Consider the following 14280-nt stretch of genomic DNA (forward strand, 5'->3'; position numbering starts at 1 on the left):
ACAGTCGACGTCCGTCTCCGATCCGTTGAGCACACGATCGTTGCAGCGAGCGTGTGCGCACGTCCCGTCTTCGCAGATCTGCTCGACGCAATCGTCGTCGCTGTCACACGGCTGTCCGGACTCACAGGGATCGCACGGGCCACCGCAGTCGAGCGCCGTCTCTCCGGAGGAGACATCCAGGATGTCGTTCTCGCACCACTCGTGGACGCACCTGCCGGACGCAGAGCATGCATAAGATGGGTTTCCACAGTCCTCATCTCGTAGACAGCCAACCCACTCGCCGTCCTTACAATACCCAGAAGTCTCCGGCGATGGCCCAGTCGGCTGAGGCAGGTGAAAGCTAGCTCCGTCGGTGCAACCGTCGATCGTGCACTCGTTGCCGTCATCGAAGACATCGCTCCCCGAATACTCGACCCAGATCTGGCCTGCGTTGTCACACTTGACGACACGACAGTCGCCGGCGAGCTGGTGTTCGAGCTGCTCACGCAGTGCCAACCGGCAGACGCCAGCGACGCACAGAGCTTGGCCACACCGCGGGTCCACGGGTCCCAGGCAGTCCCGAGACGTCTCGCACAGCCTAGCAGTGCATTCACTGGCGGGACGGCACGCCCGTTCGCAGAGATCTCCCTCTTCTTCCCTGGCTCCAGGCCCGCAGCAGCTCACCTCCTCGGGCTCCGGGCACTGGCAGCGCCCGTCGATGCACTGCGTTCCGGTCCGCTCGGCGTCGCAGTCCGCCGTTGAATCGCACGGAGGCTCCTGCTCCACATCGACGTAGGCGTCACCGCTGCAGGCCGCCCAGAGGACACCTGCCAGCAACACCACGCAGGAGGCACACAGGTGCCGCTTCCACATGCGTGTCACGATACCAGGCATCCTCGTGCACGGGATAGGAAGATCCGGAACAGGTGTTGATAAGACGAAGGCAAATCACATTACGTCGAGCGCGCTCGAATTCTCCACCAAAGTGGGCTCTGTTCTAAAAACGAGCTCGGCGCCGCGCTCGCGAGCACGCCCGTACGATGTCAGGCGGCTACCACGAGCAGGAGAGCGTCGCGGCGGGAGCGGTCCCGACGCCCCCCACGCGGACCTTCGCCTGCGGCGCGAGCAGGAACGCCGCGGCCGCGGCACCGCCAGCCGCCACGCCGGCCCCGATGAAGGCGCCCACGGACAGGGCGGTGAAGGTCTTCGCGCGCCCGTCGGCCTCCGCGTAAGCGTCACAGGCCGGGAGTCCCGGCCGGCAACGGAAGACCTCCCAGCGCGCCCGGATGAAGGCGGCGTCCCTGTCGTCGGCCGCGTGGTTGGCTTCCGAGACCGAGACGCCGCCGAGGATGCCGAGGGCGGCCGACGTGGCCGCGAGCCCGCCCACGGTCCACCACCGGAGCGCCGGGCCGCGCGGCGGAAGCTGTGGAAGAGGCGGCGCCGCGCCGGGGAGATCCGCCGCCTTGGTCGCCCGGGGAGCCCCGGGCGCCTCGGCCCCGGCGCGCCGGAGCACCAGCCAGACGGTCCGCTCCCCGCCCGCGTCGACGGCGGCCGGCACCTCGATCTGTGCCCCGGCGAGCTGCGCGCCGACGTGGTGCTGCCCGGACGCGACGAACACGGGGAGCTTCAGCGGCGAGACCCCGACCTGCCGCCCGTCGACGAGCACGGCGGCGCCGGGCTCGCTCACGCGCACCTCGAGCGCGCCGACGTGCCGCCGCGCCTCCGCGAAGTTGGCGCGCGCCAGCTCGTAGCTCTCCTTGAAGCCCGGCGGCACCCAGATCTTCGGCGCTTCGGGGGTGCCGACCATGTCGAAGTAGATGGCGAGGAACTCCGCCGCCACCTGGAAGTCGCGCAGCCTGAAGGACAGCATCCCCACGCGGAACGCGTCGGAGGCGCTCCTCGTGAGCCGCCACAGCGTCAGGTGGATGTCGCGCGCGTCCGCGATTCGCCCCTGGTCCACGAGCCGCTTCGCCTGGTCGAGCATCTCCTGCTCCGGCCCGGTCGAGGGAGGGCGCCGCGGGGGCGGCTCCGCCGCCGCCCGCGTCGGGCACGAGAGCAGCAGCAGAACCGCGGTCATCAGGCCTCGTGGCGAGCATCTCATGGTCTTGTCTCCCGGGCGCCCTCCGCGCGACGAGGGTGCTCTGTGCAGTTCGAGAGGTGATCGCGGGCTCGGCGTTCCTCGTCCCCGAAGTCGGTCCGCGGGAACAAGGGCTCGCCCGACGCGATTCCACGCCCTCGACAGCCGTTCTTACCAGAGATCGCCGCACGGTTGCGGAGCGCTCGACACGAAGGCAGATGTCAGGCGAGCAACACGCATTACGTCGAGCACAACAGAATTATCAGCCTCCGTGTGCTTACCCAGCGAAATGGTCCTCCGGACCTAAGCAATCACCTTATTTTGCAGCCCTTTTCAGCGAGAAAATTAAACAGGGAGGCGGGGAGACAGGGAGTAATTCTGGATCTCCCTCCCCGTCTCCCCGCCTCCCTGTGAATTTTTCCGAAGAATTTGAGCGGATGCCTCGGCCTCCGGACAGGAGCCGTGACCGCCCGCGCCCGCGGGACGGTCGCACCGCCAGCGGACGCGTCGGTGCGCTGTCCGTGTGACCGCCGCCCCTGTCCGGGCGGCGCGCTACGTGTCCGTGTGACCGCCGCCCCTGTCCGGGCGACGCGCTACGTGTCCGGATGCCGTGTTATTGGACGGAACCGCAACCTGGGTCGGGGGCGGCACCGCCGGAACCGCAACCTGGGTCGGGGAGGGCGGAACCGCAACCTGGGTCGGGGGCGGAACCGCAACCTGGGTCGGGGGCGGAACCGCCGGAACCGCAACCTGGGTCGGGGGCGGCAGGGTCGGGGGCGGCACCGCAACCTGGGTCGGGTACGGAGCCCCTTGAAGCCCGTCCGGTCGCTGGCCAGGGCGCGCGGCGACGCCGCCTGGAGGCCGCCCGCAGCGCCTCCGCGCTCGCCCTCGGGCCGCGCCGCTTCTACCATGGGGACATGCGCCCCACGGTCCTCCTCTGGGACATCGACGGCACCCTGCTCTCCACCGGCGGCGCAGGCCGGCGCGCCATGGAGCGCGCGTTCGCCCGGTACGCCGGGCGGAGCGACGCCTGCGAGGCGTTCTCGTTCGCCGGCATGACCGACCGCGCCATCATCCGGGCGGGGCTCGAGGCGGTCGGGCGCGAGGTCACCGCGGGCGCCATCGACACCCTCCTCGCCATCTACGTCGAGATCCTCGCCGAAGAGATGTCGCTCGCCGGCGACACCCGCGTCCACCACGGCGTCCTCGAGGCGCTCGACGCCGCCGCCGGGCGGGCGAACTGCGCCATCGGCCTCGGCACGGGGAACGTCCGCGCGGGCGCGCAGGCGAAGCTCACGCGCGTCGGCATCTACGAGCGGTTCGCTTTCGGCGGCTTCGGCTGCGACCACGAGCGCCGCGACGAGCTCCTGCGCATCGGCGCGGCGCGCGGGGCGGCGATGCTCGAGGCGCCCGTCGAGGCGTGCCGCGTCGTGGTCATCGGCGACACGCCGAAGGACATCGCGGCCGCCCGGGCGATCGGCGCCGAGTCGATCGCCGTCGCCACCGGCACCTACGCCCTCGCGGAGCTCGACGCCTGCGCCCCGACCCACAGCTTCAGCGACCTCCGGGAGGAGGGCGTGCTCGAGGCGCTCCTCGGGTAGCGCCGCGTCAGCTCGTCCCGGACCGCGCGGGCGGCCTCACGGCGCTGCGAGGCCGCGTCGCCCTCCGCTCAGTGCGAGCACATCTCGATGAGCATCGTCTCCAGCACCGCCTGCGCCGGGCGGCGGCTGCTCTTCAGCGCGAGATCGGTCTCGGCCAGGAGCCGCATCCAGCCGGCGAGCGCGCCCTTCGGGAGCTGGCGGATCGACTGCGCCACGTCGTTCGCCTTGAAGGGGGCCACGCCCGCGCGCTGGGCGGCCTCGGACTGGCTCGCGCCCGTGGCGAGCGCCGACTCGAACTTCACCATCTGGCGGACCGACCACGAGACCGCCCCGAGCAGGCGCAGCCCGCCGTCGCGCGGGTCGTACGCGTCGGCGAGCGCAGCGAGCGCCCGGTCGAGGCGCCGCCTCCCGAGCGCGTCGATGAGCTCCCAGACCGTGCTCTGCCGGACGCGGATGACCACCTGCGCGATCGCGTCCTCGGTGATCGGCTGCTTCGGCCCGACGTACAGCGAGAGCCGCTCGATCGCGTCGACCACGTAGCCGAGCTCGGGCCCGGCGAGCTCGGCGAGCTGCTCGGCCACGTCGCTCGCGATCGGGTTGCCCTTCTCGCGCGCGATCGACGCGATGAAGCCGGGCAAGGCGCGGCGGTTCAGGGGCTCGCACGAGACGATGAAGTCGCCCTTCTTGGCCGAGGTGACGAGCCGGCGCTGGCCGTGGAGCTTCGCCGCGACGAGGACGAGGACCGCGCTCGGCGCGGGCGCCTTGGCGTACTCCGCGAGCGCGTCGAGCGGGCTCGCCTGCTTCACGCCCTTCTTGCCGCTCGCGCCGCCGCGCTCATCGTCGCCGTCGCCGTCGTCGCCGTCGTCCTTCTTCTCCCAGCGCTCGACGCTGCGCACGAGCACGAAGCGGCGCGGGCCCATCATCGGGAGCATGCGGGCGGCGCCGAGGATCGACTCGACGGGCGCGTCGCCCGCGGTGAACTTGTCCTCGTTGAAGCCGGCGATGCCCCCCTTGGCCGCCGCCTCCCGGATCGCGCTCACCACGCGATCCACCAGCCAGCGCTCCTCGCCGAGCACGAGGTAGACGGGGCGAAGCGCGCCGGTGGTCGCTTCCTTCAAGGCTTGATCGGGCGTCACCGCTCCGGCATCGGGCGTTCAGGCAGGTGCGTCAAGGGCGACGCGCTCGCGCGCGGCCCGATGAGCCCGACCCCTCCGTCACGGCAGCGAGAACGGCACATCCACGCGCACGTTCGCGCCCGGCGCCGGAATGGCGACCGGCGGCAGCGCGGCGACGAGGCAGGCGGTGACCTCGGGGCGCGCTGTCTCCTGGTCCTCGATGAGGCCGCGCGCGATCTGCCGGCCTCCCGCGTCGAACGTGATGTTGAAGACGTACTTCACCGCGCGCGGCTCCGGCTTCGCCGCGATCGCCGGCTTGTAGCAGCGGTCTACCAAGGCCGGCCGGTGCGCGTCGAGCGCCAGCGCGGCCTGCCTCGCGACCTCGTCGCGCGGCACCGCCTTCGCGCTCTGCGGCGCCGGCGCGCCCGCGCGCTCGGCCGTCGCGGCGGAGGCTCCCGGCCCGGCCTCGATCGGGGGCGCCGCGCCGGCGCGCGCGTCCGGGGCGACCGCGGCCGGGCCGTGGCGGAGGCCGAGGTAGACGGCGGCGGCGATCATCGCGCTGCCGAGGAGGATGGCGGTGGGGGTCGAGAGCTGCGTGCTCATGGCCTAGGACGCCGAACAGGCTGAAACCCCGAGAAAATGAACCACAGCGGCACAGAGGGCACAGAGTTTTTCTGTTGTTCCTCTGTGTCCTCTGTGCCTCTGTGGTTCAAATCTCTTCATTTCCGGGCGTTTCGCGCTGACCGGTGCTCAAGCGTCCCCGCGGCGCCCGGGGGGCGCGCCGCGCCTGCGCGGGTCCGCGGCCGCCGCTGCTTAGCCGGAACGCCGGCCGGCCGCGAGACGGCTCGCGGCGCGCCCGGCAGCGCCGCCCGGCCGGCCGCGAGAATGCGCTCCGACCCGTTTGACAGGCCCACGCCTCGCCGCTCTGATGCCGCGCCGTGTGGTCCGTCCTCCTTGTGTTCGCCGCGACGTACGTCCTCATCGCGGCGCGGCGCCTGTCGCTCCTGCCGATCGGCCGCCCGGCCGGCGCGCTCGCGGGGGCGTGTGCGATGGTCTTCCTGAGCGCGATCGAGCCCGGCGCCGGCCTGACGCCGCACGAGGCGTTCGCGGCGATCGAGCCGAACACCATCGGCCTCCTGCTCGGCATGATGCTGCTCTCGGCGTCGCTCGACCTCGCCGGGGTGTTCGAGATCGCCGCCGCGTGGGTCGCCCGGCGAAACCTGTCGCCGGTCCGCCTGCTCTACCTCGTCACGCTGGGCGCCGGGCTCGCCTCCGCGGTGCTGCTGAACGACTCGGTCTGCGTGATGCTGGCGCCGCTCGTCGACCGGACCGCCCGGCGCGCCGGGCTCGATCGCGTGCCGTACCTCCTCGCGCTCGCGATGGGCGCCAACGCCGGCAGCGCGCTCACGCTCGCCGGCAACCCGCAGAACATGCTGGTCGGCCACCTCTCCGGGATCTCGTACCGCGCGTACCTGCTGGAGGCCGGCCCCGCCGCGCTGGTCGGGCTCGCCGTGACCGCCGTGACGCTGCACCTCCTCCTCCGCCGCCGGATCGCCGCGCGCACGCCACTGCGCGATCCCGCGTCCGATTCCGCGCTCGGTTCCGCGTCCGGTTCCGCGCTCGGTTCCGCGTCCGGTTCCGCGTCCGATTCCGCGTCCGGTTCCGCGCTCGGTTCCGCGCCCGGTTCCGCGTCCGATCCCGCGCCGCCGCCGGGCGCGCGGCCGAGCGCCCTCGTGCCCATCGCGTGCGTGGCGGTCGTCTCGGTGCTGTTCGTCCTCGGCGCGAACCTGGCGTGGACGGCGGTCGGCGGCGCGACCGCGGCCATCCTGCTGCACCGCCGCGATGCGACCGGCCTGTTCGACCGGGTGTCGTGGACCGTGCTCGTGTTCTTCGGCGCCCTCTTCATCGTCGTGGCGGGCCTGCAGAAGACCGGCATGCCCGAGCAGGCGCTGCGCGCCGCGAGCCCCTTCCTGCCCTCGGGACCGACGCTGGGCATCGTCGGCCTGAGCATCGCGATGCTCGTCGGCTGTCAGATCGTCTCCAACGTCCCCTTCATCCTGCTCGCGGAGTCGTACATCCGCAGCCAGCCCGATCCGCACCTCGCCTGGGTCGCGACAGCCCTGGTCTCCACCCTGGCGGGCAACTTCACGCTCCTCGGGTCGGTGGCGAACATCATCGTCGTGGAGACCGTGGGCGCCGAGCACGAGATCGGCTTTCGCTCCTATGCCCGGGTCGGTGTCCCGGTGACGCTCGCCTCGAGCGCCGCGGCCCTCCTCTGGCTCCTGCTGGTGCGCTGAGCCGGACCATCCCCGCGCCAGGAAGCGCCGCGCCGATCAGAGCTCGACCTGCCGGCGCTCGCGCCCTTGCTCGCCCTCGCGCCCGCCGCGATGCCGCGCCGCGGCGCGCGCGAGCCGTCGCCCCTCCAGCGGCCCGCGCCGCGCGTCGATCCACGCGTGGATCACCGTGATCCCCACGGCAGCACAGAAAGCAGGGCCCATGGCCAGCATCACGAGAGGCTTCAGCGCGGGGTGAAATGCATGCGTGTTCATGTGTCCCAGCATACTCTTTTTAACATTGCGCGACAGCGCATCGCGTCGAAGTCGATTCGATTCTGATCGCAGAGAACCAGCCCAGCATCACCGCGCGAAGAACGACGGAAAAATCTTGTATTGCTGGATCATGGTCATTACACATGCCGTGACCGACCGCGGCCTCTGCGCGCGCGGCACGCAGCGCCGCGGCGACGGGAGCCCCCTCGGAGGCGCGCCTGCGCGGCCGATCTCCCTGGGTGCGACGAGGGAGCCGCGGTCCCCCACTCCTGGAGAGGCCTCCTCATGGCGCACGATCTGACCCAACGCGTTGCCCTTGTCACCGGCGCTTCCCGCGGCCTCGGCGCGGCCATCGCCCGCAAGCTCGCGGGCTCTGGCGCGCGGGTCGCCGTCAACTACTTCGGCGGCCGCGAGGGGGCGGCGCGGGTGGTCGAGGACATCCGGCGGGACGGCGGCGAGGCCGAGGCGTTCCAGGCCGACGTGCGCGACGAGCGGGACATCGCCCGCCTCGTGGACGAGGTGAAGGCGCGCCTCGGCCCGATCGAGGTGCTCGTGGTGAACGCGACGGGCCCGCAGCCGTTCGTGAAGCTCGAGGAGCTGACCTGGCAGCACTGCCTCGACCAGCTCGAGTTCTTCGTGAAGAGCCCGGTCCTCCTCGCGAAGGCGGTGGTCCCCGGGATGAAGGAGCGCCGCGCGGGCCGGATCATCCAGATCGGGTCCGAGGTGTTCGAGCAGGGCGTCCCCGAGTTCTCCAGCTACGTCTCGGCCAAGGGCGCGCAGCTCGGCCTCACGCGGTCGTGGGCGCAGGAGCTCGGCCCGTGGGGGATCACGGTCAACCTCGTCGCGCCCGGCTGGGTCCCGGTCGAGCGCCACCTGAGCGAGGGCGCGACCGAGGCGGCCATGCAGGGCTACGCGGCGGGCAACCCCCTCCGGCGCATGGGCAAGCCGGACGAGATCGGCGACGCCGTCGTGTTCCTCGCGTCCGACGCCGCCAGGTTCATCACGGGTCAGAAGCTGTCCGTGAACGGCGGCAGGACGCTGGCCTGACGCGCCTCGCGCGCCGCGCTCCGCCGCGCGCCCCTCAATGCCTCTTCTTGCGCTCCGCCTCCTCGACCGCCGCCGCGTGGAAGGCGCCGAGGACATCGTCCCAGAAGCTCTCGACATAGGAGCGCAGCGCGCTGAGCCCCTCGCGATCCACCTCGTAGAAGTTGTGGCGGCCGCGCTTGTGGCAGCGGAGCAGCCCGGCGTCCTCCAGCACGCGCAGGTGCTGCGACACCGCGGGACGACTGACGCTCACCGTCTTGGCGATGTCTCCCACCGAGAGCGGCTGTGCGCGCACCCGCTCGAGGATCTCTCGCCGCGTCGGATCAGCGAGTGCCGCCAGCACCGCCAGCCGAGCGATCCGCGCGACGCGGCGCGGATGAACCAGGCGATCGGCATCCTCGACGCGTACTTCTGGAGGGCCGCGGGCCCCGGCGTCGTGGGGCAGCGCCTGTTCGCGGTGATGCGCGGCCTCGCGCCGGACGAGGCCGTGGTGCAGGCGGCGGTCCCGGTCGTGCGGACAGCCCTCTCCGAGCTCGATCGCTTCCTCGGAGACCGGCAGTTCCTGGCGGGCGATCAGCTGACGATGGCAGACATCATGGTCCTGCCGATCGTCCGCTATCTCCTGCTGACCCCGGAGGCGTCGCTCTTCGATCCTCACCCCCGCCTGCGCGCGTGGTGCGAGCGGATGTCGTCCCGCGACAGCGCGCGGGAGACCGAGCCGCAGCTCGCGCGGAAGGGCTGACCTCGGGGCGCCCGGCGTCGAGGACCCGGGCGGAGGAACCGCCGGGCACCCGTCAACGGCGCGGAAAGCGCGGCCGTGCCGGGAATGACCGAGCTCCGCGAAGAGGCCTGACGGCGCGGAGTCGCTTGATTCAATCCATGCTTGCGGTCGAGCCCTTCTGCCCGACGTTGCGCTTCGGGGGAGACGAAGATGCAGCATGGCCCGCGGCGAGCGCCTGACGAGCTCTCGAGCCGCTTTGCAGAGTTGCTCGTATTCCGCCACGCGAGCCTCGACGAGGCCCGCGTGTACCGGTTCATCGCAGGCATCGACGAAGAGATCGTCGCCATGGGCGAACCCGAGCTGGCCGGGCTCCGCGATCCGTTCGCGGAGCTCGTGTTGAAGCGCGGCGCCTCGCCTGTCTCGCTGCGCGACCTGCTCGCCGCCGTCGACCGGCAGAACGGCGGCTCCGACGCGCTGCCCGGGCAGAGCAGCTTCGTCGTGGGCGAAGGCAGCCAGATCGCCTGGACAGAGGGGACGGAGGACGTGAAGCGCGCCATGCGGCTCGTCGTCACGCGGAACAGCGACGACAACGGGCCCAGCGCCGAGTCGAGCCTCTTCATCAGCACCGCCCCGAGGCTCGATGACGAGCACGTCTTCCTCCAGGTGCTCGCCTGGGATCCGGTCGCCGAGGTCTTCAATTACTACCTGCGGGTGGGGATGGCGTGGGTCTTCGCCGGCGACTCCAGCCATGCGCTCGCCGAGGGCTCCCGCGGCCGCGGCGCCTTCGACAGCCACGTGAATGGCGCCCTCGTGATGAAGGAGCTCAGGGCCCCCTGGATCAACTGGCACAGCGTGCGCGCCACCGTCGACGCCGCGTTCGCCCCGGACGACCCGATCCGCAGCACGAGCCTCTTCCAGGACCGCTCGAACGCCGAGCTCTTCGAGCCCGTCGTGCGCGCAGGGATCCAGCTATGGAACGACGCGAGGATCGCCAGGGCGCTGCGCACGGGCAAGGCCCTGACCGGGCTCGACGCGTTCATGCGCCAGGTGCTCGAGACGACCACGGTCAACCTGGTCAGCTCGGACTCCGAGGCTCACCTGGTGACGCAGGCCGACACGCTCACGCTGCCATCTACCCTCTTCGTGAACGTGGGAGCCCTGCTCGACGTCCTCGAGCTGCAGGCGGATCTCCCGTCGCTGGACGTCCCCGGCGAGCTCTACCTGCGCAGCCTCGAACGCCACGACGTCGCGCGCACGGACGGCAAGCACGCGTGGCGCGGGGACACGTATTTCGCGTTCCTGGTCCCCGAGCCGGCCTTCGAGGACATCGACGTCGTCCGGGCGCTGATCGACGCCGGGATCATGACGCCGCGGCTCGCGGCGAGCCTGCTCATGGTCGACTTTCCCAACCCGATCTACTCGTCGCGGCGCCGCCGGCTCATGCGGTACGTGCCAGAGAAGGCGCCGCTCGACGCGCCGGGCGCCGCGCTCGAGCGCGAGCTCATCGCGGCCGTCGCCGCGGCCGCGGGCGCGCTGCCCGAGGCGAGCCCGGAGCGCGAGCTCCTCGCGAACTGGGCGGTCGGCGAGGGCGCGTGGCGACAGAGCTTCACGGACCGGATCGCGCGCTACATGGAGCGCGTCGCGGCGCGGCTCGCGACCGAGGAGGGGTTCGACGCGTGCTTCCGCCTCGCCGAGTCGCGGAGGCGGCGCTTCCGCCGCCTGCCGCTCGACGAGTTCTCGCTGCTGCTCCCGACGACGAACCTCGATCCGAGCATGCCATGGCTTCGAATGAACGAGGACGGGACCGTGGAGGAAGAGGGGGAGGAGAAATGAAGTCCACCAGCAACAGCCATGCTCGCACCGGTGAGGTGATGACGCCCGCGCCGACGGTGGCGCTCACCAGGTTCGACCCGCCGGGCCTCCTGGAGGATCTCAACGACAACCAGAAGGCGCAATGGAGCCAGTGGATCTCGGACTCCATGGATCGCGCGGGGGCGGGCTCCTCCGAGGGGCCGAGGGGGCAGTTCTACAATCCGCTGGAGCGGCCGACGGCGGACGACGGGGTCCTTGCGCCCATCACGTGGGTCGCTTTCCCCAAGCTGCTGTCCGCGAAGCCGCAGCTCGCCCGCTGGAAGATGGCCGACTCGTCCCGCGACAGGCAGGACGAGTACTGCGAGTGGAGCGTCACGCGCGGCGCGACCGGCAAGATCACGCGGGTCGCCTTCACCTGCGAGGGCCCGGAATACTGGAGGCTCCTCGCGCGGGTCGCGCCGGAGAAGCTGCTGGAGCTCTACCGGGAGCTCGCGAGCCCGGACGTGAAGGAGGAGGACCTGTTCGGGCCGCAGGGGGCGTACATGCTGCGCAACCGGTGGAACGAGGCCGCCGCGGTGCACCTCGTCCAGGAGGCCAACACGCTCAGCGCGGAGATCGAGATCGCCGCCGCCGCCACCGTCGTGCGGTCCATCGGGGGGGAGGTGCTCACCGGCGAGCAAGAGCTCATCCGTTGCGGGATGTACGGTGTGGCGGGACGCAACAGCGACCCGCACATCGGGGCGCGCGTGAACAGCCTGGCGAGGCAGCGCGCGGACGTGACCCTCGCAAACCCCGTCGGCATCTACTTCGACCGGCTCATCACCACCGGCTGGTCGACGCCGGACGGCTCGGATCCGCGAGCCTACTGGAAGTACGTGCGCGGGGCGCCGGGTTACCCGGTGCGCGCGGTCTACGAGGTGCCGCCGGACAGGCCGTTCGTGGTCGGGGATATCCGCATCGGCCGCCAGCCGATCGACTTCGGCGCCCAGATCGCCGACCACATCAACATGAAGCTGGTCGGCCTCGCCTGCCGCTTCAACCAGAGCCAGGTCCCGCCTGTGACCAGGTGCCGCAAAGATTTTCCTCGTCCGGGTGCTCCTAAAGAAGGCCCTGGTGGTGGAGGGAGAGGAGGTCCATCGACGTAGCTACCGCGATGTGGATCGCGCACCCGCCCCAGATGGAGTCGCTCTTCAGGCTCACCGTGCCGAGGATGAACCCGGCGAGCACCGAGCCGAGGGTCTCTGGCAAGGGCTTGCCGAAATGGATCATCGTGTACGGCACCATCATGGCGAAGATCGAGGCGTGGCCGAGCGCGCGGCGGACGCCGTGGATGAAGAAGCCGCGGTAGAAGAACTCGAGCGCGACGAACTGCGCGGCATAAAGAGCCTCCCACGCCCAGAACCACGGCCAGAGATCCTCGCCGCGCGCGACCCTGTAATAAGGGTACTTCGCCTGGAAGGCCGGCGAGAGGGACGCGACGTAAAGGACCGGCGCCATGACGGCGAAGAAGAAGGCATAGATGGACAGGTGGCGGGCTGTCCCGCGGACGCGCAGGCCGAGGCTCCGGAGCGGCGCGCGCAGCACGAAGCGCGCGACGAGGAGGGTCGGGAGCAGATAGCCGGCGAGGCGGCCGACCGCCCAGACGATCCGCTGGTGGAAGCGGCGGTCCGGAGAGGTGTTCAGCGCGTCGTGGAGCCGCGCCGCGAGGTCGTCGAGGCCCACGGCGCGGAGGCCCTGCACCATCCAGCGCGTGTCGTTCTCGTTGCCGGCGAAGCGGACGAAGATGAGCACGCCGATCACCGTGAGAAACACGCTCACGATCCGGCGGGTGACCTCGCCCGCCGGCGTGGTGGTCCGGTACAGCGCGGCCTCGGCGTCGAGGCGGTCGCGCAGGTCGATGACGTACTCCTGCCAGATGCCGCGGATAAAGCGTCCGATCACGCGCCGTGCTTATCACCGGAGCCGCTCGCGGCACAGCGCGGAAGGCCGGCCGCCGCTCCCGCGGCGCGCCCCGGCGGGCATCGCCGCGCTGTGCCGGTCAGCCGTTCGACTCGTCTTCGCCGCGGGACCTCCCGGCCTCGAACAGGTCCGCTTCGAGCACCTCGGCTCCGAGCGCGCCGGCTCCGAGCGGGCCGGCTCCGAGCGCGTCGAGGATGTGCTGCGTCTCGGTCATCATCGTCGCCACGATCTCGGCTGCTGGCCGGACGCTGGCGATGGCCAGGACGCTCTCGGAGCCGGCGGGCATGTCCATCTCCTCGAGGTCGCCCACCGTGTCCGGCGTGGGGACGATGGCGCTGAACTTGGGCATGACGTACGGGACGTCCAGCACCCCGGGAAACAGCACGGTCGTGCCGATCGTCGCGGGCGGCGGCGGCGGGTTCGGGATCGTCCTCTCTTTCCCGGCCCACCGCTTGACGACCCGGTTGCGCAGGACGCGCTGGCGCTGATTCGGCCACTCCGGGCCGAAGAAGGTCTGTAGCGCCGTGGAGTTATCGCCCGCCTGGACGAGGCGAGCCTTGTAGTCCGGGTGGGCGTAGGCCTCGGTGGAGGCGACGAGGCGCGTGCCGACGACCACGCCGTCGGCGCCGTGCGCGAGCGCCTTCACGACGCTCGCGCCGTCCGCGATCCCCCCTGCGGCGAGGAGGAGCGCGGGGTTCACCTGCCTGCGGACGTCACGAACGAGGGGATTCGTCTTCTGCGTGGCCCGGCAGTGCCCGCCGGCCTGCTCTCCCTGCGCGATGATCCCGTCCGCGCCCGCCGCGACCGCGGCGCGCGCGGCCGCCACCGAGCCCACCTGAGCCCAGACCTTCGCCCCCGCCGCGTGGAGCGCGTTCACCCAGGCGACGTCCGGCGTGTTCCAGTGGAAGATCACGAGCTCTACCGCCTCGGCGATGCAGACGTCGATATGGTCCTGCGTGATGAAGGGGCCTGACGGCCCCGTCCCGACGATGAAATCGACGCCGAACAGGTTGGGCGTGAGCGCCTTGATCGCCTGGATGCGCGCCTGCACCACGGGAGGCGGCTCGATCCCCGCCCCCAGCACGCCGATGCCCCCCGCGTTCGAGACGGCCGAGACGAGCGGAGGGAGGCTGACGAACGCCATGCCGGCGCTGACGAGCGGGTACTGAACACCGTAATCCACGGTGAGCCTGGTCGTGAGCGAGAGCGCAGAGGCGGCGCTCGACCCCTCCGCCAGCGCCTCGTCCCCCTCACCCGGCTCGCGCCCCGCGTCGCCCAGCGCGCAGCCCGGGGCGATGGCCAGACCGGCCAGACCGAGCCCACCCAGCCCCAGCAGGTCCAGAAACGTACGTCGATCGAGCTGCTGCACCGCATCCTTCGTGTTCTTCGTCTTGCGCATGCTGTACTCCCACTCCCGACCACA

The 14280-nt window shown here is 71.3% G+C and carries 13 protein-coding genes; 6 read left to right on the forward strand and 7 right to left on the reverse strand.

The features are described 5' to 3' along the window. Nucleotides 1-1030: 1030 nt before the first annotated feature. The gene (locus WME85_RS33590) at nt 1031-2056 is read right to left on the reverse strand and encodes a hypothetical protein (protein ID WP_437827189.1); all 1026 of its coding nucleotides are present in this window, start codon (nt 2054-2056) and stop codon (nt 1031-1033) included. Between the two features lie 917 nt (nt 2057-2973). On the opposite strand from WME85_RS33590, the gene WME85_RS33595 reads away from it, so the two are divergent. Beyond that, on the forward strand, nt 2974-3657 hold the full coding sequence (locus WME85_RS33595; RefSeq protein ID WP_437827190.1) for an HAD family hydrolase: 684 nt from the start codon (nt 2974-2976) through the stop codon (nt 3655-3657). A gap of 68 nt (nt 3658-3725) precedes the next feature. Here WME85_RS33595 and holA read toward each other — a convergent pair whose 3' ends face one another. Together holA and WME85_RS33605 are read right to left on the reverse strand one after the other, a co-directional pair. Continuing rightward, complete coding sequence (holA, locus tag WME85_RS33600) at nt 3726-4775, reverse strand: DNA polymerase III subunit delta (protein WP_437827191.1); 1050 nt, start codon at nt 4773-4775, stop codon at nt 3726-3728. A gap of 96 nt (nt 4776-4871) precedes the next feature. Continuing rightward, complete coding sequence (locus tag WME85_RS33605; protein ID WP_437827192.1) at nt 4872-5375, reverse strand: hypothetical protein; 504 nt, start codon at nt 5373-5375, stop codon at nt 4872-4874. A 335-nt stretch (nt 5376-5710) separates the two neighbouring features. On the opposite strand from WME85_RS33605, the gene WME85_RS33610 reads away from it, so the two are divergent. Beyond that, on the forward strand, nt 5711-7069 hold the full coding sequence (locus WME85_RS33610) for an SLC13 family permease (protein WP_437827193.1): 1359 nt from the start codon (nt 5711-5713) through the stop codon (nt 7067-7069). A 36-nt stretch (nt 7070-7105) separates the two neighbouring features. Here the strand turns inward: WME85_RS33610 and WME85_RS33615 are convergent, their stop codons facing one another. Further along, nucleotides 7106-7321 carry a hypothetical protein gene (locus WME85_RS33615; protein ID WP_437827194.1) on the reverse strand — a complete coding sequence of 72 codons (216 nt, stop codon included), beginning with the start codon at nt 7319-7321 and terminating at the stop codon, nt 7106-7108. A gap of 285 nt (nt 7322-7606) precedes the next feature. Between WME85_RS33615 and WME85_RS33620 the strand changes: the two genes are divergently transcribed. Beyond that, on the forward strand, nt 7607-8368 hold the full coding sequence (locus WME85_RS33620) for an SDR family oxidoreductase (RefSeq protein WP_437827195.1): 762 nt from the start codon (nt 7607-7609) through the stop codon (nt 8366-8368). Nucleotides 8369-8402: 34 nt separating this feature from the next. Here the strand turns inward: WME85_RS33620 and WME85_RS33625 are convergent, their stop codons facing one another. Further along, complete coding sequence (locus WME85_RS33625) at nt 8403-8708, reverse strand: ArsR/SmtB family transcription factor (RefSeq protein WP_437618902.1); 306 nt, start codon at nt 8706-8708, stop codon at nt 8403-8405. A gap of 33 nt (nt 8709-8741) precedes the next feature. Here WME85_RS33625 and WME85_RS33630 point away from each other — a divergent pair, with 33 nt between their 5' ends. From WME85_RS33630 to WME85_RS33640, 3 genes are all read left to right on the forward strand, one after another. Beyond that, nucleotides 8742-9107, forward strand: coding sequence for a glutathione S-transferase C-terminal domain-containing protein (locus tag WME85_RS33630; protein WP_437827196.1), 366 nt, complete (start codon nt 8742-8744; stop codon nt 9105-9107). Nucleotides 9108-9389: 282 nt separating this feature from the next. Continuing rightward, nucleotides 9390-10919, forward strand: a complete 1530-nt coding sequence (locus WME85_RS33635) for a hypothetical protein (protein WP_437827197.1) — start codon at nt 9390-9392, stop codon at nt 10917-10919. Then, nucleotides 10916-12043 (forward strand): hypothetical protein, encoded by a 1128-nt coding sequence (locus tag WME85_RS33640; RefSeq protein ID WP_437827198.1) that lies wholly within the window; start codon nt 10916-10918, stop codon nt 12041-12043. The genes WME85_RS33635 and WME85_RS33640 overlap by 4 nt, the downstream gene beginning before the upstream one ends. On the opposite strand, the gene WME85_RS33645 is transcribed toward WME85_RS33640, so the two are convergent. Together WME85_RS33645 and WME85_RS33650 are read right to left on the reverse strand one after the other, a co-directional pair. Next, nucleotides 11997-12839, reverse strand: coding sequence for a CPBP family glutamic-type intramembrane protease (locus tag WME85_RS33645; protein ID WP_437827199.1), 843 nt, complete (start codon nt 12837-12839; stop codon nt 11997-11999). The genes WME85_RS33640 and WME85_RS33645 overlap by 47 nt on opposite strands. 97 nt (nt 12840-12936) lie before the next feature. Then, complete coding sequence (locus WME85_RS33650; RefSeq protein WP_437827200.1) at nt 12937-14256, reverse strand: NAD(P)H-dependent flavin oxidoreductase; 1320 nt, start codon at nt 14254-14256, stop codon at nt 12937-12939. Nucleotides 14257-14280 lie beyond the last annotated feature (24 nt).

Source organism: Sorangium sp. So ce1153 (genome assembly GCF_051521595.1).
In the GTDB taxonomy this organism is placed as follows: Bacteria; Myxococcota_A; Polyangia; order Polyangiales; family Polyangiaceae; genus Sorangium.